Annotated in this window: 18 protein-coding genes, 1 tRNA gene and 1 pseudogene; 7 read left to right on the forward strand and 13 right to left on the reverse strand. The window is 42.1% G+C overall.

The window, feature by feature from the left end:
• The 4 genes from kam1_RS07335 to kam1_RS07345 form a co-directional block, all read right to left on the reverse strand.
• Entirely contained in the window at positions 1-1,224 is a 1,224-nt protein-coding gene (locus kam1_RS07335) for a hypothetical protein (RefSeq protein ID WP_039720542.1), read from the reverse strand.
• 84 nt (positions 1,225-1,308) lie between these two features.
• The gene (locus kam1_RS07340) at positions 1,309-1,947 is read right to left on the reverse strand and encodes a hypothetical protein (RefSeq protein ID WP_143958349.1); all 639 of its coding nucleotides are present in this window, start codon (positions 1,945-1,947) and stop codon (positions 1,309-1,311) included.
• Positions 1,948-2,434: 487 nt separating this feature from the next.
• Complete coding sequence (locus kam1_RS11060) at positions 2,435-2,566, reverse strand: hypothetical protein (protein ID WP_268747052.1); 132 nt, start codon at positions 2,564-2,566, stop codon at positions 2,435-2,437.
• Positions 2,567-2,615: 49 nt separating this feature from the next.
• Positions 2,616-2,927 carry a hypothetical protein gene (locus kam1_RS07345; protein WP_143958350.1) on the reverse strand — a complete coding sequence of 104 codons (312 nt, stop codon included), beginning with the start codon at positions 2,925-2,927 and terminating at the stop codon, positions 2,616-2,618.
• Between the two features lie 168 nt (positions 2,928-3,095).
• Here kam1_RS07345 and kam1_RS07350 point away from each other — a divergent pair, with 168 nt between their 5' ends.
• Positions 3,096-3,773: a hypothetical protein gene (locus tag kam1_RS07350; RefSeq protein WP_039720538.1), complete on the forward strand. Its 678-nt coding sequence runs from the start codon at positions 3,096-3,098 to the stop codon at positions 3,771-3,773.
• Between the two features lie 280 nt (positions 3,774-4,053).
• On the opposite strand, the gene kam1_RS07355 is transcribed toward kam1_RS07350, so the two are convergent.
• The 3 genes from kam1_RS07355 to kam1_RS07365 all read right to left on the reverse strand — a co-directional run bounded on the left by kam1_RS07355 (position 4,054) and on the right by kam1_RS07365 (position 5,930).
• Positions 4,054-4,144 (reverse strand) — tRNA-Ser (locus kam1_RS07355).
• 465 nt (positions 4,145-4,609) lie between these two features.
• The gene (locus kam1_RS07360) at positions 4,610-5,449 is read right to left on the reverse strand and encodes a D-alanyl-D-alanine carboxypeptidase family protein (protein WP_143958351.1); all 840 of its coding nucleotides are present in this window, start codon (positions 5,447-5,449) and stop codon (positions 4,610-4,612) included.
• Positions 5,433-5,930: a GIY-YIG nuclease family protein gene (locus tag kam1_RS07365; RefSeq protein WP_143958352.1), complete on the reverse strand. Its 498-nt coding sequence runs from the start codon at positions 5,928-5,930 to the stop codon at positions 5,433-5,435. Before kam1_RS07365 ends, kam1_RS07360 begins: the two co-directional genes overlap by 17 nt.
• Positions 5,931-6,117: 187 nt before the next feature.
• Here kam1_RS07365 and kam1_RS07370 point away from each other — a divergent pair, with 187 nt between their 5' ends.
• Together kam1_RS07370 and kam1_RS07375 are read left to right on the forward strand one after the other, a co-directional pair.
• On the forward strand, positions 6,118-6,693 hold the full coding sequence (locus kam1_RS07370; protein ID WP_235276608.1) for a hypothetical protein: 576 nt from the start codon (positions 6,118-6,120) through the stop codon (positions 6,691-6,693).
• 415 nt (positions 6,694-7,108) lie between these two features.
• Positions 7,109-8,566: a cellulose synthase family protein gene (locus kam1_RS07375; protein ID WP_039720536.1), complete on the forward strand. Its 1,458-nt coding sequence runs from the start codon at positions 7,109-7,111 to the stop codon at positions 8,564-8,566.
• Positions 8,567-8,612: 46 nt separating this feature from the next.
• Here the strand turns inward: kam1_RS07375 and kam1_RS07380 are convergent, their stop codons facing one another.
• Complete coding sequence (locus kam1_RS07380; protein ID WP_039720535.1) at positions 8,613-9,257, reverse strand: phosphopantothenoylcysteine decarboxylase domain-containing protein; 645 nt, start codon at positions 9,255-9,257, stop codon at positions 8,613-8,615.
• Between the two features lie 96 nt (positions 9,258-9,353).
• On the opposite strand from kam1_RS07380, the gene lipA reads away from it, so the two are divergent.
• The 3 genes from lipA (at position 9,354) to kam1_RS07395 (ending at position 12,757) form a co-directional block, all read left to right on the forward strand.
• Complete coding sequence (gene lipA / locus kam1_RS07385) at positions 9,354-10,217, forward strand: lipoyl synthase (RefSeq protein ID WP_039720534.1); 864 nt, start codon at positions 9,354-9,356, stop codon at positions 10,215-10,217.
• A gap of 623 nt (positions 10,218-10,840) precedes the next feature.
• Complete coding sequence (locus kam1_RS07390) at positions 10,841-11,608, forward strand: N-acetylmuramoyl-L-alanine amidase family protein (protein WP_039720768.1); 768 nt, start codon at positions 10,841-10,843, stop codon at positions 11,606-11,608.
• A gap of 54 nt (positions 11,609-11,662) precedes the next feature.
• Complete coding sequence (locus kam1_RS07395) at positions 11,663-12,757, forward strand: serine hydrolase domain-containing protein (RefSeq protein ID WP_039720533.1); 1,095 nt, start codon at positions 11,663-11,665, stop codon at positions 12,755-12,757.
• Positions 12,758-12,782: 25 nt separating this feature from the next.
• Here kam1_RS07395 and kam1_RS07400 read toward each other — a convergent pair whose 3' ends face one another.
• Together kam1_RS07400 and kam1_RS07405 are read right to left on the reverse strand one after the other, a co-directional pair.
• A complete protein-coding gene (locus tag kam1_RS07400; protein WP_244946018.1) occupies positions 12,783-13,889 on the reverse strand; it encodes a hypothetical protein in 1,107 nt (368 codons plus the stop codon).
• A gap of 405 nt (positions 13,890-14,294) precedes the next feature.
• On the reverse strand, positions 14,295-15,632 hold the full coding sequence (locus tag kam1_RS07405; protein ID WP_244946019.1) for an APC family permease: 1,338 nt from the start codon (positions 15,630-15,632) through the stop codon (positions 14,295-14,297).
• A gap of 60 nt (positions 15,633-15,692) precedes the next feature.
• On the opposite strand from kam1_RS07405, the pseudogene kam1_RS07410 reads away from it, so the two are divergent.
• Positions 15,693-17,017 (forward strand): annotated as a pseudogene (locus tag kam1_RS07410) (aminotransferase family protein).
• A 36-nt stretch (positions 17,018-17,053) separates the two neighbouring features.
• On the opposite strand, the gene kam1_RS07415 reads toward kam1_RS07410, so the two are convergent.
• The 3 genes from kam1_RS07415 to dxs are packed head-to-tail and all read right to left on the reverse strand — an operon-like array spanning position 17,054 to position 20,878.
• Entirely contained in the window at positions 17,054-17,743 is a 690-nt protein-coding gene (locus kam1_RS07415; RefSeq protein ID WP_370657533.1) for a dienelactone hydrolase family protein, read from the reverse strand.
• A 17-nt stretch (positions 17,744-17,760) separates the two neighbouring features.
• Positions 17,761-18,963 (reverse strand): argininosuccinate synthase, encoded by a 1,203-nt coding sequence (locus kam1_RS07420; RefSeq protein ID WP_039720765.1) that lies wholly within the window; start codon positions 18,961-18,963, stop codon positions 17,761-17,763.
• 22 nt (positions 18,964-18,985) lie between these two features.
• Positions 18,986-20,878: a 1-deoxy-D-xylulose-5-phosphate synthase gene (gene dxs / locus kam1_RS07425; RefSeq protein ID WP_039720530.1), complete on the reverse strand. Its 1,893-nt coding sequence runs from the start codon at positions 20,876-20,878 to the stop codon at positions 18,986-18,988.
• Positions 20,879-20,884: the final 6 nt, after the last annotated feature.

Genomic DNA, 20,884 nt, shown 5'->3' on the forward strand with positions numbered 1-20,884 from the left:
CTATTTTTTTGGGGCACGTGGATCTTTTCCTTTTTGTTGAACGTGCTCCGAAAGAGGCAGAGGAAAATGCCCAGGAGATGTCGTTTGGATTTTTATCCCATGGGTTATCGCCTTTTGTAAACCTCTTTGACTTTCAAACACATAATTTGTTGGATAATTTCTCAATTCATTCGTATATCCATCAGCTGTAACAATATAGGGAAAACCTGCTTGCTTCACTTCTTTGGAAAGATTGGTTTGTCTTTCTCCTAAATTATTCTTCCATTTATACTCTCCTAAATGAAACGCCCCTCCCCAATGGATCACTCTAGAGCCTGGATAATAAAAATGTCTAGTTTCTGCCACTCTTTTAATGTTACACGGACCATACCTGTGATCCTCTTTGTACTCTAGATTTCCAGCCATCCTTCGATCCCTATAATCCAGAAATGCAGGTGTTGGAGCAGGTACATATTTTCCAATTTCGATATTTTCTAAATCGCATTGAACCTCAAACTTCTCCTTGCGTTGTAAGTTCGCTACCTTATCCAATTCGTCAAAAAGATCTTGATAATTGTATGGAATAATCCCTTCTTTTTGAAGCGTCTCGAAGAGTTTTTTTCGTAGACTTTCTTTTGGACTTTTCCCAAGAAAAGCGCTTTTTCTTGCTTTCTTTAAGTACTCCTCAATAGGCTGTTGACACGTTTTAGGCAAACCTATTTGAAGATACAAATTCTTACTTTTAACCTGCTCCTTCATTTCTTTAGTACTAATGTCCACCGCATATACCTGTAGGTTCCCATGATTCTGTACATTATGCTTTACTACCTCTTTGATTACATCAGTATAATGAGACACAAGAGGTGTAGGAAATTTTTCTCCAGTGCTTTTGTCCACCATGATCCATTGGCCCTTTTCCTTTTTGATAGAACACTTCTTCACGTTCACGTCAAAAGGCAAAGCTAAAACAGCTGGGTATCTTTTCTGCATTTGATATATCATTTTGGCTTCCAGCTGATCGACTCTTTTTTCGGCTTCTTGCGCATCTATTTTATGCTCGTTAGCCTTTTCATATATCTGGCTAGCTTTCCGCATAAAGTGTTGGATTAGCGGATTAAAATCCCTTGCTAGTTCCAAGGTTACTACAAAGCCTTGTTGGTCTAGTTGAGGTAGCGCGTTGATCAAGGACTTATAGTGATTTGTAGTGTGGATTTCTCCTACAAGGACTGCTAAAGCTCTTTTCATTTTTTCAGCAAGTGTTGTAGTTTTTTAGTTGTAGTTTTTTAGCCTATGCGGTGTCGAAGAGAAGGGAAAGATCTGGTGGTACCATTAATTTGTATCATTAATCTGCAATTCGACTAGCCTATTGGCTATGAATTTATACCTTAGAGGAGTCGGTATTTCTGAATATTGTTTCCAAAAAGGTATCACTAAAGAACCATCCTTTTCCCAATGCTCTCTCTTACTCCCAAAGCCTTTTATGATATCCTCAGGACGACACTGAACTTTACTCCCATCAAATGTTATAACGATATTTTTCTTACTATAAGATATAACCGCTTTCCCAGAAAGAGTCGGTATAGGCGCATCGATTAATTCCTTTCTTTCATTATCAACCGCTACAATTTTTTTTATGGCTCGATCACTAGTACTCGGGCAAGTATAGGTATAAACCGTTTTGGAAATGGCGATTTTGTAAATGGCGACATCCTTATTTCCTTTTGGATGGTAACTGGGATAATATTGAACCCTAAAGTCTTTATTTTCTGCTATTACCCATAACGGATTATATGTCATCGTCTGGACAAGATTTTTAATGTCTTTAATATCCAGCGTGGGTTTTCTTAATAAATTTGAAAGCTTGGGTTCAGCATTCAAGAGCTCTACGGTACAAAGAAAAAAAAGGAAAAAGAAAACTATCCGCTTCTCACTACGCCAGTTGTATCTTTTCATATCTTTTATTTGCATATCTTTTATATAGGCTTCCAATGCTATTAGGGAGCATTCCAAGGCTGTTTTTTTTCTGTTTTATCCCTGCCTCAGCAGTTCTCAATCCTATGAAACCGTTCCCAAAAACTTTAGGTTTGCCAGCGAGCTATTTGCTTAGCAGCTGCTATCGAAGAAAGAAGAAATAGCCGAAGGGCTAATTTTCTTCCCTCAAGCAAATCAAATGTTCCAAGGGCTCTTAAGTAAAAGATGAGAAGAAATTCCAATTAATAAGAAAGCCTACTCAAAAACATTCTAACCATGCTAACTGACCCAATATTTCGCGGAAAGTTGGATGGTTGCTATTGTTATTTCTTTTTAATATTTACTTTTTAATATTTACTTTGTGTCATTCCATTTGATAATCCTTGATAACTAGAGCTTTGACATCCCTACTTGCCTAAAACCGGAGTTTCCGATGTCACTTAGGCAAAGGGTTAAGCAGCTTTAAAGCTACTTCGATAGATTCCTACTGGAGAGAGCCTACTGCATCGCTCATTTCACAGACAAAACGAGCGTGCGCCACCCTTAGCCCATTGATTACGCCGACCACATCGGTGACTTTTTCAAAGGACTTTCCTAGGACTTGAACAAGAGCCACCTCTAGCGGCTGGTCGCCGACCCATGACCGTGGCTCGAGTAGATACGACTTATGTTCTTATGGTGGGCCAGAAATAAACCAGCCGTTCTGCCATTTCTGTTTGTAGCCCTGCTAACGGCATAACTTGCCTAAGTCTTTGTTGAAGAGGTGCTTGTTTAGGCCAGATATAGAACGAATGTTCCCTCTTGGTGGCTAGGCTGTGACGGCTTCTGTCCTGGACATGTTCCCCCCCTACAAGCCCTCGACGCCCAGCATTACACAATTTATACTGATCATGGCATGGGGTTTTGTGCGGAACTTGTGGCAGACTTAGCCGATACCGAAATGAACCTTCTAGAAGCAGGCTTTGGAGTTCTGTCAATTGTTACCTTATTTTCTGTTTGTGGCTGATGTTTATGAAAAGCACCAAGAATAAAGTCAACAAAACACCCTTTCCTCTCTATCTCACAACAACCTACCAACGAGCATCCGCAATCCAGATAGAAAGAAAGAATTGCAGAATAACGCCTTTTCATCAAAAATAGGCAAAATGGGTTTTTTGTCTCTCTTTCTTTCCTTCTTCTTTTTCGCTTACTATGAAAAATTAGACACCTATGCTCGACTCTTTCTCACTCAAAAGCCTGGAACCATGCTCCAGGAACCGCACATCTTTTTTGATCAACGCTATTCTTCAGTACTTTCTCCTATACCAGGAGTTGGCAATCTATTTTTGCCTGAGGACCCTCAATTCCCAGCATTGTGGGTCAGGGGATGGCTTAATGGCTCTCCAATTCCTATGAAAAAATATCCACGAGAAGAAGCAGAAAAAATTTTTGCTAGACATTATGCATCCCACTACGCCCAATATGTCTGGCTTTCAGAGCCTTTTCATGCCCATGGTGGTTTTAATTATATCATACAAGCTGAATTCAATGTTCTTCCGGCCCAAGAACAAGGGAAAATTGATGAATTCCATTATATTGTCAACGGAAACTCTTCCGAACCCATGTATATGACTTTTACTCTAGATCTCAGCTCTATCAATCGAATCATTCCTGGAATCGGAAAACCCAACTCTCCCTATTTTATCCAATGGTTATGCGGCAATTTTTTTAAACTCTCTCCAGATGGCTACAAAACTTCAAATGGTAGAGTCTATTGGCAGTGGCAAAATATTCATTCTATTGATCAAAAAATTAAAGCAGAATGGTATGCCTGGTACAGGTAAACACACCCAATGGACAATCCCATGCTCTAGAATGTTTTCTTTTAAAAAAACTTTGGATGATGATCTATGATTCTTCAGTAACGCCCATCGGAGAAATAATATCCTTACAGGGGAGGTATAAAAAAGAGAGGAAAAAAATTTCTTGGACATTGTCCAACATGAAGAAAACCACCTTGAGTCAAAGCGGTTGAGAATTTTCCTTTGGTCAGTGCAAGCTCTTTGCCTGGGAATGCCCATGAAAAGATCAAATAAAAGCCCACCTGCCTTACGTACACGGAAATGGCGGACAGGGTGGGATTCGAACCCACGAGGGAGGGAAACTCCCTAACGGTTTTCAAGACCGTCCCAATCAACCGCTCTGGCACCTGTCCTCATTCAGAAAGAAATACTTCAACGCATATCTTACTGAACCACTACGCCATAGGCAATAGCTATTAGAATGACACTTCCCTATTGCCTAAATGGGATGAGCCTCTCATCTCATCTCTTTCTTCCCAGATCGTATTCCCGAAATGGTGTTTACGACTGAAGCTAGAGAGCATTGGCCCCTTTCCAGGCTACTATTACCCTAACGACTTCTTGGAAATAGATAGGTGATGTATTTTAGACAATATACCACCTGATCATTGTCACTAATGGACATGTCGCTCACGCTCAAGCTGTCCTCATGGTCGGCAGGATTTCTAGGAACCCTTTAGAGTTGCCGAACGCAGCCGTGAGGAGAAGAGCGCCTGCAAGCGGGTTCCTCGCAGAGTATTCCCTCCACCATGAGCTGCTTAGACAAGAGCCCTTGAGCCATGTGCCTTGCTTCTATTCTAGGCTGCCATTACAACGGGTTATGGCAATGGACCTCCCAAAAAAGGTTGTAAGAGCACAAGCGCATCGTGCCATTTATTAGGGCTATCTAGGATCACAATAATGAGTTTTTTATCTTTTCTTTGGCACAACCCAACGAAAGTATTCCTGGATTCAGGGGTCCAACCAGTTTTACCAGCCACCATACCCTGATAAAGATCGAGCAGTTTATTGGTCGACATGAGATATTGGATGGGTTTACCATCCACAGTCAATAGTTCATAATTGGGAGAAGCAGCGATTTTTACAAGGTCTGGGACAGCCAGAAAAGCTTCAAAGATTTTCCTCAAATCGTTTGCACAGGTCATGTGACCTGGATAAGAAATCCCGTGAGGATTCTGAAAATGGGTGTGCAAGCATCCTAGAGTTCTTGCTTTTTTATTCATCTCATCGACAAAGGCCATGACAGTCCCACCGGAATGTCTGGCCAAAGCCATAGCCGCTTCATTGCTCGAGGAAAGAAGCATGGCATAGAGGAGACTTTTGACCGAGTATTTTTCTCCTGGCAGAAAGCGAACCACAGGACATTCCGATAGACCGAGGTCTCCAGACTGGATGGTAACGGTCCCTTCCAGTTTGGTCTTTTCGTAGGTGATCAGTGCAGTCATGATTTTTGTTGTGCTTGCCGGATAATACTGTGAGTCGGCATCGCGACTAAACAGATCTTTTTTTTGGTCCACATCCCATACGAGGGCTGCTCTGGCCTGCAGATTCTTTTCAATAAAGCCAGCTTCTTCACCCATGGCTGATCGAAGCAGTGGAATAGCCCAAAAGAGGACATAAAACAACAGCTTCAGCTTCAGTCTATTCTTGTTTTTCATGGTGTTCGATCTTCTCTATGATTTTTGTGCTCATTTTTTCCCAATCCAACTCCTTTGGAGTATACAACAAATGGCTTATACACTTCTTCTGGCAATCCGTCGAGCCAAATCCCGGCAAAGGGGTCTTCAAACCATAAAAATGGATCAATCCTTGGCTCAGCAAGCATTCTAGAAAGGGAGTTAAGCGTTCATACAAGCAGATAGCTACAAAACAGGCCTGAGGGGTCAAAAGATCAATATGCCAATGAACGGTTTTAAAAACTGACGTATGCCTAGAAAGACGGCTGCGTAAGCCACCATTGCCCCTGGCCGAACCACAATAACAATACCATCCTTCAGCTATCTGCCTCTTGGTTTGTTTAAAAAAAATGGTTGTTTTGCCTAAAAAGAAAATAAGCAGATAGGATCCCTTTCTAGCTGGTATCTCTGTTAGAGAAAAAGAAGAAGAAAAAGGGATAAATCTTTCTTTTTGAGGACTCATCTTTCTTGATGATAATTGTTTTAGAAAGACTATTTTTTTCTTTTTTTTATCTTTTTGAATGCTAAAACTAATGCCATAAAAAGACCGAATTGGAACGAAATTTTTAGCATTTTAGGCTACATAATTCTTTTTACTGGAGTAGCTTACTTAACGTTACATGGAAGCTGCACTCCATTTAAATTTTAAGATGGCACACTTGGATATGGCAGCCTTTTCTCTTTTGCCTTCCTCTTGTAAAAAAGTTTTGGTTTTTCTTTTAGCTATGACAGTCTTACCTATCCTTCCAATTGCTTCTTCCAAAAGTGTCAAAGAGGCAATGAAAGAGTATATAGAAGCGGTAAGAAACAAAAAGGAATCCAAAATCATTCATTTTTTTCCCAAAAATCCGCCCGCCCTCGTTCTTATTTATACGCAAGGGAATCTTTCTAATCCGAATTTCCAATGGAGAATTGATCAACAAAAAATCGAAAAGGATTTCAAATCTAAAGGTCCATTGTTTCATCTTTTTTTTGATGAAACAAAAAAGACGAACCGATCTTTTTACAAGACAAAAATGGAAGGACCAACCTATAATGAACTTTTTGATACGGCTCATGCTGAAGCTCTAAGCTATCGTGATCTGCTTAAGAAAGAGGCTAAAGGCAAATGGAAAAAGAAAGATAAAAGCTTTTTTTTACAAAGTCCAAAAGTCTGCGACTATGTGCGTTGGAAAAAGAAAGGAGGAAAATGGATTTTAGAAGAAGTGGCCATTACGGCTCCTTAAAACTTTGGGCAGCAGTTCTAGCAAAAAAAATTATATGAATGTCGAAAAATATCCTGATTGTTGTTTTTCTAATCAATGAAAGATGCTAAAAGGATTGATTGGTAACCATTTAGCAGCAAGCAACCATTACAACTCCAGAATTATGAAAATCTTGTCTTGTTTTTTTCTTTGATTTCATCAAAAAGAAGCAGATAAATGGTTTGGCTTGATAATCGTTTGGTTGTCCGAATATATTCGTCGCGAAATTAAGGATGCACTTTTAGAAAATTCCGGTTATGGACAGGGCTTCGAAGAGAAAATTCGTCATTTTTTTCTTTTTATGGAAAAGGCTACCTTTAGCTGCTTGTTTCTCTTCAGTCTCGAGCCATATGCTCAGCTGTCCAAAAAAACAATTCACTACTAAGGATGATTTTCTATGATATCCTTCGGTTTTTTGATGCTTGCACTGATGCTTTTGATTCATGGAATCTATCGGATCAGCCTTGTGTTGAGACTATTCCTAGGATCTAATGCAGAGAAAAAGAAGCAAGAGGGCATACTCGCTGCGGATTGTTGTCCAAAAGTAACGATCCAACTTCCGATTTATAATGAAAAATCGGTAGTAGAACGCTTGCTGTATGCGGTGTGTGCTATCGATTATCCAAAAGAGAAAATGGAAATTCAAATTATAGACGACTCTACGGATGAAACCACGGCCATCGTTTCGAATCTAGTCGCTGATTTTAAAAAAAAGGGTTTTGACATTCAACATCTCCAAAGAGGAACAAGAGCAGGTTATAAGGCAGGCGGCTTACAATATGGACTGGAAAAAGCAAAAGGCGAGTTTATAGCCATCTTCGATGCGGATTTTATTCCTCCTCCATCGTTTCTTAAAAATACTCTTCCATACTTTTCCTCTCCAAAAATTGGCATGGTTCAAGCTAGATGGGGTTATTTAAATCGCAATTCCAATCTACTTACCCGCTGTCAGGCATTGTTTCTTGATGGACATTTTCTTTTGGAACAACCCGTTCGGTACAAACAAAATCTTTTTTTCAATTTCAATGGAACCGCTGGGGTCTGGAGAAAACAATGCATTATTGATGCGGGCGGATGGGAAGGAGACACTCTAACCGAAGATTTAGATCTCAGTTACCGAGCGCAATTTAAAGGATGGAAATTTGTGTATACTCAAAAAATGGTTGTTCCAAGCGAACTTCCATCCCCTATTGTCGCTTTTAGGACCCAACAACATCGGTGGGCCAAAGGTGCGATTCAAACCGCAAAAAAACACCTTCTTTCTTTACTGCGCGGCTCTTTTCCTACAACTTCCAAAATTGAAGGGTTATTTCACTTACTTGCCCATTCTATCCATCCTATCGTTGCGCTTCTGGTTATTCTCAATGCCGTTACTTTTTTCTCTGCACCTCAAGAAAAATCCTCAGTGCAAATAATTGCTGGGATGCTTTTCTCCGTGATTTCTCTTTTTTACATTTCCTATCTGTCTGTCATTCTGATCTTGAGTAAGAAGTTCGAGCTTAGCACTCTTTTTATTTTGCCTTTTTCTATGGCAATGGCTCTAGGCATGACTTTTGCCAATACGAAATCGGTCATCGACGGCTTATTTGGGAAAAACAATATATTTGTGCGCACCCCCAAAAATGGTTCTTATAATCCCCAAAAACCGATTTACAAAGTCGAACATAGTCTAACCCTTCCCCTATTGGAAACATTCGCTGCTACTGTGTTTAGTATCGCGCTCTTTCAAGCTTTTCAGAAGCATCTTTGGGTATCTGTTCCCACTCTTTTCCTTCATACCATAGGATTCGGTTATGTAGGAATTGCCACTCTCTATTCCATCATCAAAATGAAAAGGATACCTACTAAGCCCTAAGTCAAACAGGAATTTTAAAAAAGGAAGGGAATCTTTCATTCGTTCTTCAGGAAGAGGCTACTATTTTATCAATAAAAAATGCTCCTATGTCTTCTACGGAATTGGCATGAAAGACTTCTCCTTGTTTGTTTAAAATTCCATATCCTTGTCCATAGGCAGGACCATTGAGCACGCAATAATCTGATCCAGACCGTTCAATCTGTTGCTTTCCTTTTTTGTAGACCGTCTCGTAATTGCCACTGACTTCGTATTTCCAACCCGTAAGTAGGGCTTTTGGAAAAACTTCTCGAAAATTTTCTAGTAATTTCCTAGCCGGAACTAGCCGCATCCAATATTCTCTATCAGTGGCTATTTTGGCTTTTACTGTTTCTTTTCCCTCTTGATCAACGATTTCTTTAACTTGAAAATCACAAAGCGCAGCCGCATGAAAGACAGCTTGAAAGCTATGTTCTTGAGCTAGCCCTTTAACGGTATTCCATAGTCCTTCGTTTGTATCGAAAGAATAGAGCTTAAATGGAGGATTCTGCGGTCGGACGGTAGATAAACTGCCAAGCACACAGATCACTTCAACGCCAGAAAGGGAAAAAAAGGAGGATAATTGAATGCCAAGCCTACCAGTGGAAAAATTTGTGATCCTTCGGACCTCGTCGATTGGTTCAAAGCTTGGACCGCAGGTGATCAATACCTTCATTGTTTTTCTTCTCTCCTAGAACCACCCCATATCATTTTTTATTCGCACGAACAAATCTATTGCTTCTTTGAGAAGATCTCAATTAATTGTTTAGCTATGGAACAATCACTTATGGCAAGAAAACCCGCCTGGCTCAGGGCAAAAATACCTGGAGGAGCTGCTTATAACGAAATTCGCAATATAGTTAGTTTTTACCATCTTCATACGGTCTGTGAGAGTGCTCTTTGTCCGAATATTGGAGAATGTTGGGGCAGGAAAACGGCAACGCTAATGATTCTAGGTGATCGATGCACGCGCAGCTGTCGGTTCTGTGCAGTAACTACAGCGAAGCCCTTAGGGGTAGATCCCGAGGAGCCGAAAAACGTTGCTCTTGCCATCCAAGCAATGGGACTGAAATATGCTGTCATCACCTCTGTGGCTAGAGACGATCTAAAAGATGGTGGAGCGGACATATGGGCCCAAACGATTAGAGAAGTCAGGGCCTTGAACCCTCATACCAAGATTGAAGTCCTTATTCCAGATTTCCGGGGAAATAGAGAAAGCCTAAGGAAGGTGCTCGAGGCAAAACCCGATGTTTTGAACCACAACGTAGAAACTGTCCCAAGGTTACAAAAATTGGTCCGTCCTCAAGCCCGATACGACCGATCCCTAGAAGTTCTTAGAACATCAGCAAAAGAAGGCTTTCTAACGAAAACCGGCTTCATGCTTGGAATTGGAGAAACGGAAAAGGAAATAGAAAACACCCTCTTAGAACTTCGACAGGTGGGCGTTCAAATCCTTACTTTGGGGCAATACTTACGGCCTTCAAAAAATCATCTTCCGATCGACCGATGGGTTAGTCCAGAAGAATTCCAAAGCTGGAAAGAATATGGATTAAAAATTGGATTTAGCCATGTGGAATCCGGTCCTTTAGTCCGCAGTTCTTATCATGCCGATGAACACCTGAAGCAGCAGGAATAATTTGCTATCCCCTTAATGGGATGGGCTTCTAACCACATCTTGCAGTCTGTATAGGCTCTTTCCGTAGGATACCCTCACCATATCCTGGTGTCGCACTTCATGCTTGCGACTAAAGTTTGACTACGCTAGCCCTCCCTGCCAGACTTCGACTCCGGCAAAGAATAGCAAGGCAAAGAACGATAAGGCATGCCACTTACAGAACATTGCAGAGTGTTAGGCCTAAGGGGATTGACATTGCTGACCATAGAGAAGGACCTCAACCGCCTTATACCATATCCACCTTGCGTTGATTGATGCCAATAATCATCGTCTACCTACTGAACAGATTGAGATTAAGGAAGTTATGTAAGCCCTGTTGACTTCGCTGAAAAAAGGCATGCTAAAGGAGAGTAGTTTTGGACACAGGCATAACCCATCTGAATACAAAAGGAAAAAGCTTCTCAAAAGAGAACATCTGCCAATATAAACAGGAGGGCCAAGGCAAATAAGCGCCTATGTACCATCCTTTGAAGAGGACAGATGTCCCGGCGCTGACACTATAAAACTTTGCGTACAAAAGCTTGCGAAAGGCTAGCTATGCATTAAAATGGAAAAGCATTTAACAAAAAAAATGGCATTTGGTTGTGAAAATTTCTAAGACACTTCTTTTCTATCTTTTTCTTTTATTGCCGACTTCTCTGCTAGCGATTGATTCCTTTACGACCGTTCTCATTGACCCTGGACATGGTGGTATTGATAATGGAGGCAGCAGTGGGAAAAAAGCGCCTCATTATTTGATGGAAAAAGAATTGACTCTTGATATAGCTCGAAGACTTGCCAACGAACTGAGAAAAATGGGATTCAGAGTCATCATGACAAGAACAGATGATCGTTTTGTCGATCTAGATGAAAGGGTAAGAATCGCTAATGAACTTGGGAAACGAGCGGTTTTAGTGAGCATTCATTGTGACGCTCTGTCCAATCGGAAATTAAGGGGCATAAAAACTTATTTCTGGCATGCTAATAGTTATGGTTTGGCCACTAGGATCCAAAAAAGTCTTGTGAAAATGACCGGAGCAAAGGATCTTGGCGTGATTCGACGCAGGCTGCGACTCACTCGTAATCCTACGATACCTTCCGTACTTTGTGAATGTGGCTTTATGACCAATCCATATGAAAACAAGCTCTTGGCTAGTCCTTCTTATAGACAGACCCTGGCGGTAGCCCTTGCCAAAGGGATCTATGAAGAAAAGCGGCTTGGAGACTTTGGGATTAGCCCTGTACCTGAAATTTGGGCGCCTCTTTCTAGGCCCACTGACGCCCATCGTCATGTGTTTCACAAAAAAACTAAGAAAAGAAAACAACTGAAAAAGATGGAAACTCTCTTAGGAACCAAAAGCTTCCTTAGTTAAAAAAAGACTTTTTCTTCAAGCCACTTTCTGGTAAAAACGCATTTGCAAGCTTTTATGAAGGGGTCTTTAAGGGCGCTAGGTTATTTCCTTTGTTATTTTTTCTTTCTCTTTGGTAGCGGTCGTTCCTTTCTTCTTTCAAAACCCACCTACGACCTTTCGGATCTACAAATCCAGAAAGCTGCTTCCTATTCCAGAGCACATAACCATTTGTCCCTTCTTATTATCAAAGATGGCCAAGTCCTTCACGAAGAATATGCGCCGGGCAACAGCCCTTATCTTCGGCACCGGATATTCAGTGGAACAAAAGGCTTTTGGGGGGTTATTGCCATGAAGGCCTTGGAAGAAAGGCTTTTTTCCTTACAAGAACCCGTAGCTTCAACAATAGAGGAATGGAGCAATGGCAACCATAATGATCCAAGAAAAAGAATAACAATTTATGATCTTTTGCATTTTACCGATGGCATAGAGCCTGCCTTCTATCTACACAACGACGGTTTTTTGGATAGGAATCTTCATGCCCTCCTTTTAAAACCAGTAAGAGCGCCGGGAACCGTTTTTACATACGGCCCCAGTCATTTACAGATTTTTTGCGAGATCCTCAATCGTAAACTAAGGCAAAAGGGGATGACTACTTCTAGATATATCGAAGAAAAATTACTGTTCCCACTGGGTATTCAACAAGTCGAATTTAAGAAAGATGGACATGGCAATCCTCTTTTAGCCGCAGGCTTTAGATTGACCCCAAGGGAATGGGCAAGACTTGGCGAATTGATCCTCCAGAAAGGCTGGTATGGAGGGAAAAATATTATCTCATGGCCCTATTTAAAAGAATGCTTTCAAGGTAGTTCAGTAAACCCCCTCTACGGGATTGGTTTCTGGGTAAATACTCTGGCGCCCTATGGACGAGAAATAGACGTTGAACAGGAACTAAGCAAACCTTGGGAAAAAGAAAACTGGCATAGAGGCAGTCTTTGTAACGATGCGCCTAGCGATCTTATTGAATCGATTGGTTCAGCCAATCAAAGATTATTGGTTATTCCTTCAATGCACTTAATTATCGTTAGACAGTCACATGGTGGTGGGTTTTCAGACAGGACTTTCTTAAAGCTGCTTTTTGGAAAAATCAATAGCCTATCCTTGATTCGCTAAAGCCTTTCCATCCACTTGCTTTTTCTTACTGAGTTTTTAGTGAAATGATCAATCCTGCTTCCTTAGGGTTCCATTTATAGCCAAAGCCAAATGGCAAAGGCTCGGTTTTCTGCTGAGCAAACGCCTCTTCCAGATCTTTTTGATAAAATTCCTTGAATATGTTCAAAGGCGGGGTATAGACGCCAAAAAGCTCGACTTTCCGTCCACCAGCGAACAAATACCGATAGGGTATACCACTATCATCTTGAATGATCATTTCGCTATGGGAAAGGAGAAACTCTCTCAGAGATGAAAAATTGCTCCCATGCAGTAGATAAGAAGCCGATTTAATAACCGTATTGAAAGGCCCCAAAGAAGAAAGAAAATTCATAAGGCTTCCTTCAAATCCCCCATTGGAGAGATCCGACTGGAAATAGTAAAGGGTTTTGAGCTTCCCTTTCGAATAAAACCGAATAATGGCTCTTGAACCCATTGTTTTGCAATCGACGACTCTACCACCAGAGCGAACAATCATAATGAGAAAAAGAGGCACATTGCCGCCCAGCATAGGAAGATCCTGACGTAATTCTTTTGTCACAAAATATCCGGCTTTAAAATAACTGTGTAAGGAAGCAAGGATCAGGGGGAAAGTCCTTTCAAAGGTCTTTACTGATTCAATATCTGGGCAGTTTCCAGCAGATTCCCGACTGGCAAGAACATAGGTGGAAGCTAAAGGGAAAAGAGCCAAGGCGAACATTAAGTCAGGCCCACTAAAAGGATAGAATACAGGCAGATAGGGATCATCCAGTTTGCTGATTTTATTTTCAGAAAAAACTCGAATGGGTGTCCAGGACCAGGAGTCGCGTTTTTGCCACTGCTTTTCCAGTAACTGGGCATACTGCTGCCAGGCTGGCGACTTTTCGTAAGCATATAATAAAGCAGAATCATGTTCTTTGACTGGCAATCCCCCTAAAAACAAACTAATGGCATCAATTCCTGTTTTTGTTTGTTCAGGGATTGCCTCCTCTTCTTCAAGTTGTCCAAAAAGAGATGCCAACCAACCAAAGACAAAAAAAAGAAGCCATAGGCTTCTGGGCATTTTCGATTTGGATTCGATATTTATTTTTTGTTCCATCGCTTGATTCGATCCCAAAGAATAGGCTTTTGAAAGACAAGATTAGAGAAGCGCATCGAAAAAAAGGTGATAATCGTTCGATGGATATCAATCAAGAGAAAAAACTCGTGAGGAATATAAATTTTAAGAATAGAGAAAAAAACCTCTTTCAAAGCATAGCCTGCGAGTCCGTTCTTTAGGAAGTGTGATCGAGCGGTTAGAGGCGTCTAGAAAAAACTACCTTTAGCTTAGCAAAAAACGGATTTACAAAACTCCTAAAGGTAGCCGATTCCTCCGACAGGCTCAAAGTCTCTAGTAGCTGTTTTGTGCGTTAGCACCAGCTCCGGTAAAGTCGGCCTGAGAAAACCGCAAGGTAAGATGCAAGACTTTTTGATCCCCAAAGCCCTGCCAACCTTTTAGAGTAGACTTTTTATCTCCGAGGCCTTACTTCGAGCAAGCCTTCTTCGAGAAGAAGTAAACAATGGCACCCAATAGAAAAGTAGAGAGTCCTAGCAATGATTCCACTGGTCTTTGTCTGAATACCTGCAACAGAATGATAGACTCAATGATGACATAGAGTAAGGGAGTCAATGGGTAGCCCCATGTAGAATAAAAACGCTTGAGTTCAGGGGCTTTCCAACGCAGTATGATCACTCCAAGCACCGTAACAACGGTTGATAAGCCCAAAGCAAACTCCACGTAAGTGATTATCTTTGCAAAGGAAGAACTAAACAGAAGGCAAAACATAATAAGGGCCTGAAGTAATAACCCCACGTAAGGTACGCCTTCTTTAGAACGTTTACTTAAAATACGAAAAAAAGGATAATCCTCTCCTATAGCTGCAGCCACCCTTGGTCCAGTCCATGCTATGGCGCTCAGAGAAGAAATGAGGCTTACGCCAATTAAAAACCCGGCAAACCGGCTTCCCCACTCCCCAAAAATTTTTCTAGCCACAATGGCGCCGACCTCAATTTGACCTGAAATTTGATCTCGAGGAACAGAAAATATAAAGACCGCATTCAGAAAAGTATAGATGATGACCACGATGGTCGTTCCTAAAATAAGGGCAAGAGGAATGTTTTTCTTGGGATTTTCAATCTCTCCAGCGATATAGGCTGCAGCGTTCCATCCGGAGTAGGAATACATCGTGTAAATGAAACACAAGGCAAAAGGCGGGCTAAAAAAAACAGCTAGATCTTCTGGTTTTGGAAGAAAATCGAGTTTTGGCCTTTCTACATGCTCAATCCCACTCACAATAAAAAACAAAATCAAAAAGATTTCGACCAGAATAAAAATATTTTGGAAAATTGACTCCCAGCGAAGGCTCCGAAGATGCAAAGCATAAACGAGAACTGACACACAACAAGAAATCCAAAGAGGTGGTATCATGGGAAAGACATAGTGAAAATACTTTCCAAGAGCCATCGCAGTGGCCGCAGAAGGAGCAGCAAAGCCCACAGTAACCGAAAGCCATCCTGCCAAAAACCCTACCATCGGATGATAAATTTTACTTAAAAACAGATATTCTCCTCCTGATCTTTGAAAGATGGCTCCAAGTTCTGCATAGGAAAGCGCTCCACTAAGAGCAACAATGCCTCCCAAAATCCAAATGCAAAGGATGACAAAGGGCGAACCAATTTCCTTCACTTGAAAGCCAAGGGTTGTAAATACGCCCGTGCCTATCATATTAGCGATTACGATTGAGATAGCTGTTAGAGCCGATATTTTCTTAAGGCCGATCATTTCCCCTCCCATTTTCCTTGTTTCTACTGAAAATACCACTTAATTCTCCTATTCTTTTCGATTGTCAGCAGGCCTATTAATTTTCTACTTTACATTCCTATGAGCCTGCCTTCTTCTTATTTCTTTTTTGAGCCAACCCCAACAACCCTACCGCTCTTTATAGAGCGGGCTCAAGGCATTTATCTCTACACTAAAGAAGGCAAGGAAATTATTGATGCGGCTTCAGGGGCAGTTGTTGTCAATATTGGTCAAGGCAGAGAAGAAATCGCGGCAATAGCTCAGGAGCAAATAAAAAAACTAGATTATATTGTTCCCGTTTGGTTATCGGATGCACTCGCAGGGCTTGTTAAAAAATTATCCGAGTGGTTTCCAACCGAGCCTTATCGGTTCTACTTTACGGCGGGAGGCGCAGAATCTGTAGAAGCAGCGTTTCGTTTTGCTTTTTTGTATCAAGTAGCTGAGAATAAGCCTTGGAAGAACAAAATCCTTTCTCGTTGGACCTCCTATCATGGCATTACCCTTGGCGCTTTATCAGCTAGTGGCAATCGGTTACGAAGAGAGCATTTGGAACACTGTCTCCTTGATTGGCCTAAAATCCCTCCTCCCTATTGTTATCGCTGTCCATGGACTAAAACCTATCCCTCTTGTGGTATTGCCTGTGCTCAGGCACTAGAGGAAGTGCTCCACTCCGAAACAGGCAATAGTATGGCTGCTTTCATTGCCGAACCTATTATTGGAGCTAGTGGCGGAGCGATTGTACCCGTTGAGGAGTACTGGCCTGCCATTGCGGAAATCTGTAAAAAACATGGCCTATTACTAATTGTCGATGAAGTGATGACTGGTTTTGGGAGGACAGGTAAACGCTTTGCTTTTGAACATTGGAAGCTTCGACCAGACATTATTGTCAGTGCAAAAGGCCTATCGGGGGATATATCCCCATGGGAATGCTCGCTGTCAGAGAAGAGCTTGTCCAAAGATGTGAAAAAGTAGCAAAAAATTTCATGTTTTTTACCTATACTTCCCATCCACTAAGCTGTGCGATTGCAAAAAAAGTGATCGATATTTTGGAGGCGGAAAATCTTATTGATCACTCAATGAAAATGGGGGAGCTACTTGGCCAGTCCTTAAAAAACGAACTGGCGGATCATCCTTTTGTTGGAGAAATACGCGGCAAAGGCCTTTTTTGGGGAGTAGAATTTGTAAAATCCAAAATCACCAAAGAACCTTTCCCTCCTGAAGAAGGCTTTTTAAACCGGTTCTTAAGAAAGGCGCTAGAACTTGGAGTATTTTTTTATCCTTGTCAAGGAATGGCTGACGGCTTTTCGGGTGAAGCGGTGCTAGTTTGCCCACCTCTTATCGTTAAGGAAGAAGATATTCTGAAAATCGTTGCTGTTTTAAAAGAATCCCTAAACCAACTGGTATGATATTAAAGGGGGGGCAGTTCATGAAAGGAGAGCGGATTATGGCCAGTGAGCAGAAAACCAATCCGCAGCCACCGCAGCAACTTTATCGAGGGCTCCTGGTTCTTCAAAAAGATGGGAAGCCCCTGGAATCACCACCAGTTCTTTTTCACACTGCAAGGCTTCCAGTGCCTGTTCATTAAGCCTTAAAACAAACTCATCTAGACTCCCAACAATGAGCAGGGTCGGAGACTTCACCTTTTTTAACGATTCACCGGCAAGATCCGGCCTTCCTCCTCGAGAAACCACAGCTTTTATTCTCTCTCCAAGTTCTGCGGCAGCAACTAAAGCAGCTCCTCCTCCTGTGCTTGAGCCGAAAAAGCCTATTGGATAATTTCTAGTTTGTTTTTGTGTTTTTAACCAATGAGCCGCTCCTACCAGCCTTTTTGCAAGAAGTCCGATATCAAACCGGTAGATGCCACTAAACTCGTCTTCGGCTTCTTCATCCGAAGTTAAAAGATCAAAAAGAAGGGTTCCGGACCCTTTTTCTCTTAAAACTTTAGCGACTAACTGATTCCTCGGACTAAAGCGGCTACTGCCACTGCCATGGGCAAAAAGGACGATCCCCTTTGCTCCAGGAGGAATTTCTAATGTCCCAGGGAGATAAACTTCCCCAATCGTTACGTTGACTTCTTCTTTGATCCCTTCATGAAGCACAAAAATAAATATGACAGCTAGGAATAAAGAAATCAAGAATGGCTTGTTGCTTAGCCGAATAGGCCTTTTTGAGATTGAGCAACTGTTCTAAGCCGCAAAGACTGAAGCTTGATAAATCCTGTGGCATCCTTTGGGTCATAGGCACCTTGATCCGCCTCCATCGTCGCCAGCTTTGGGTTATAAAGCGAATAGGGACTTTTCCTCCCAAGCGTGTAGAGTTGGCCTTTGAAGAGTTTCAGCCGAACGGTTCCTGTTACAAAACGCTGGCTTTGATCGAATGCAGCTTGGAGGAAATATCTCTCAGGAGAAAACCAAAATCCATTATAAATCAACTCAGCATATTTTGGGATGAAGCTATCCCGCAGGTGCATGACTTCCCTATCCAGTGTGATCGTTTCCAGCTGCCGATGCCCAAAATAAAGGATCGTGCCTCCAGGACACTCATAGACGCCCCTAGATTTTATTCCTACAAAACGATTTTCTACGATGTCAATCCTGCCGATTCCATGCTTTGCTCCAAGCTTATTCAAAGACTTTAAAATTTCGACCGGACTTTTTTTCTCCCCATTGACCCCCACACAGTTCCCTTCTTCAAATTCTAACTCTACCACTTCTGGGGTGTTAGGTGCCTCTTCGGGGCTTTTAGTTAACCGAAACAAGTCCTGAGGCGGTTCTTGCCAAGGATCTTCTAAAACACCGCTTTCATAGCTAATGTGTAAAATATTCCTGTCCATTGAATAAGGTTTTTCTCGACTGACTGGCACCTCAATACCCTGTTTTTTAGCATAGGCTATCAGATCTTCTCTTCCCTGAAAGCTCCATTCCCTCCATGGAGAAATGACTTTAAACTCAGGTGCTAAGGCGGCATAAGCCAACTCGAAACGGACTTGATCATTGCCTTTCCCCGTAGCTCCATGCGCAAGCGAATCAGCCCCTTCTTTCCTTGCAACCTCCACCTGTTTTTTAGCAATTAGGGGTCTAGCAATACTTGTGCCCAAAAGATACTGATTTTCGTATATGGCGCCTGCTCGAAGCATCGGAAAGACATAATCTTTGACAAACTCTTCGGTGAGGTCTTCCACAATGCATTTTGAAGCACCAAGCTTCCGTGCTTTTTCCTCTAATCCTATGAGTTCTTCTTCCTGACCTAAATTTGCACAATAGGCAATGACTTCGGCCTGATACTGCTCGATAAGCCATCGCAATATCACCGAAGTATCTAATCCCCCTGAATAAGCCAAGACGATCTTCATGCGCTTTGCAATCCTTTTAGTCTCAAGCAATTTCTAGATGGCCTCCGGCCTTCGATCCCTTTAAAATTTTCAAGGACTGCTCCAGAGCGTTCTCGACCGTTAACCCATATTTTTTCCTGAGGATATCCACTTTGCCATGTTCAATAAACTGATCTGGCCAGCCAATTCTAACTACCGGGGTTCGCAATCCGAGCTGCTGCAGCTCCTCAAGCACAAGCGAGCCAAAGCCTCCAGCTAGCACATGATCCTCAATCGTTACAATTAGCTCGACGTGCCTAGCAAAAAACTCAAGCGTTCCTCTATCAAATGGCTTGACGGTCCTTGGGTTAATCACAGCTGCTGAATAGCCAAGCTCTTCAAATCTTGCCGCTAATTCTTTTGCCATTTCTATCATTACCCCTAGTCCAAAGATAGCCACTTCCCTACCATGTTGAAGCACCTCAGCCCGTCCAATAGGTATCAATTCCGGTTGCTCTTTGACCGCTACCCCGCTGCCTGTTCCCCTTGGATACCGGATAGCCACCGGACCAGGATGATGCATGGCAGTAAAAAGCATATCGGCTAGCTCATCTTCATCTTTCGGATGCATTATCGTAATATTTGGTACGGTCCGTAAATAGGCTACATCGAAAAGCCCATGATGAGTCGGTCCATCATCTCCTGAAAGCCCTCCACGATCCAAGCAGAAGACTACTGGTAATTTCTGCAGGCAGACATCATGAATGATAGGATCATAAGCCCTTTGAAGAAAGGTTGAATAGATCGCACAATAAGGTTTGAATCCCTTGGTGGCAAGGCCAGCAGCAAAAATGACTGCATGCTCTTCTGCAATACCCACGTCGAAATACCTATCCGGAAATTTAGGCTGGAACTTATCCAAGGCGGTCCCATTAGGCATCGCCGCTGTGATCGCTACAACATTCCTATTCATGTCAGCCAGCTTGATCATTGTCTCAGCAAACACTTCCGAAAATGTTTTTCTTGGGCTTGTAGGAGTTTCCCCCGTAATGGGATTATAAGGCCCTAGGCCATGAAATTTCTTTTGCTTTTCTAAGGCAGGAGGAAATCCCCTGCCTTTTTGCGTGATCACATGCAGCAACACCGGATATTCTTGATTTTTTAGAAACTCAAAAGTCGAAATCAACCGTGGGATATCATGGCCATCGATAGGACCATGATAAGTCAGGCCCAATTCTTCAAAAATAACACTGGGCCAGAGAAGACTTTTAAAGGCCTCTTCAGCTTTTCTAGCGACTTTAAGAACATTTTTGCCTGGCCATTTTTCTAGCACCTTTTCCACTCGATCCCGCAAGTAGGAATAGGCAGGATTGGTAACGATCTTGTTAAAATAACTCGCTATTGCCCCCACATTCTTATCAATCGACCATTCGTTGTCATTCAGAATGACAATGAGTCTTTGGGTTGTCGAGGCAACGTTGTTCAATGCTTCAAAGGTAATGCCGCAAGTAAAGGCAGCATCGCCACAGAGAGCTATGACGTGCTCTTTGCCCCCTTTCCGATCCCTTCCTACAGCCATTCCAAGAGCAGCCGATAGGGCCGTTCCCGCATGCCCTGCCCCATAACAGTCATATTCACTCTCTTCTCGACACATGAACCCCGAAATCCCTCCTGGTTGTCGAATGGTATGGAACCTACTTTTCCTACCTGTCAGCAGTTTATGGACATAGGCTTGATGGCTGACATCGAATACAAAATTATCCTTGGGAACATCAAAAACGTAATGCAAGGCGAGGGTCAGTTCCACCACCCCAAGATTTGGTCCAAGATGCCCTCCGTTTTTAGATAGCACTGTGATCATTTCCTGCCGGATCTCTTCAGCCAGTTTAGGCAATTCAGGAATGGGAATTTTTTTAAGATCCGAAGGACTGTCTATTTGGTCTAAGAGTCTATCCATAGTTCC

Origin of the sequence: Methylacidiphilum kamchatkense Kam1 (assembly GCF_007475525.1) — a bacterium.
Classification (GTDB): Bacteria; Verrucomicrobiota; Verrucomicrobiia; order Methylacidiphilales; family Methylacidiphilaceae; genus Methylacidiphilum; species Methylacidiphilum kamchatkense.

Coding starts and splice junctions, on each gene's coding strand:
- kam1_RS07335 (WP_039720542.1), bottom strand. CDS start 1,224: ATGAAAAGAGCTTTAGCAGTCCTTGTAGGAGAAATCCACACTACAAAT.
- kam1_RS07340 (WP_143958349.1), bottom strand. CDS start 1,947: ATGCAAATAAAAGATATGAAAAGATACAACTGGCGTAGTGAGAAGCGG.
- kam1_RS07350 (WP_039720538.1), top strand. CDS start 3,096: ATGGGTTTTTTGTCTCTCTTTCTTTCCTTCTTCTTTTTCGCTTACTAT.
- kam1_RS07360 (WP_143958351.1), bottom strand. CDS start 5,449: ATGAAAAACAAGAATAGACTGAAGCTGAAGCTGTTGTTTTATGTCCTC.
- kam1_RS07365 (WP_143958352.1), bottom strand. CDS start 5,930: ATGAGTCCTCAAAAAGAAAGATTTATCCCTTTTTCTTCTTCTTTTTCT.
- kam1_RS07370 (WP_235276608.1), top strand. CDS start 6,118: ATGGCACACTTGGATATGGCAGCCTTTTCTCTTTTGCCTTCCTCTTGT.
- kam1_RS07375 (WP_039720536.1), top strand. CDS start 7,109: ATGATATCCTTCGGTTTTTTGATGCTTGCACTGATGCTTTTGATTCAT.
- kam1_RS07380 (WP_039720535.1), bottom strand. CDS start 9,257: ATGAAGGTATTGATCACCTGCGGTCCAAGCTTTGAACCAATCGACGAG.
- lipA (WP_039720534.1), top strand. CDS start 9,354: ATGGAACAATCACTTATGGCAAGAAAACCCGCCTGGCTCAGGGCAAAA.
- kam1_RS07395 (WP_039720533.1), top strand. CDS start 11,663: ATGAAGGGGTCTTTAAGGGCGCTAGGTTATTTCCTTTGTTATTTTTTC.
- kam1_RS07420 (WP_039720765.1), bottom strand. CDS start 18,963: ATGAAGATCGTCTTGGCTTATTCAGGGGGATTAGATACTTCGGTGATA.
- dxs (WP_039720530.1), bottom strand. CDS start 20,878: ATGGATAGACTCTTAGACCAAATAGACAGTCCTTCGGATCTTAAAAAA.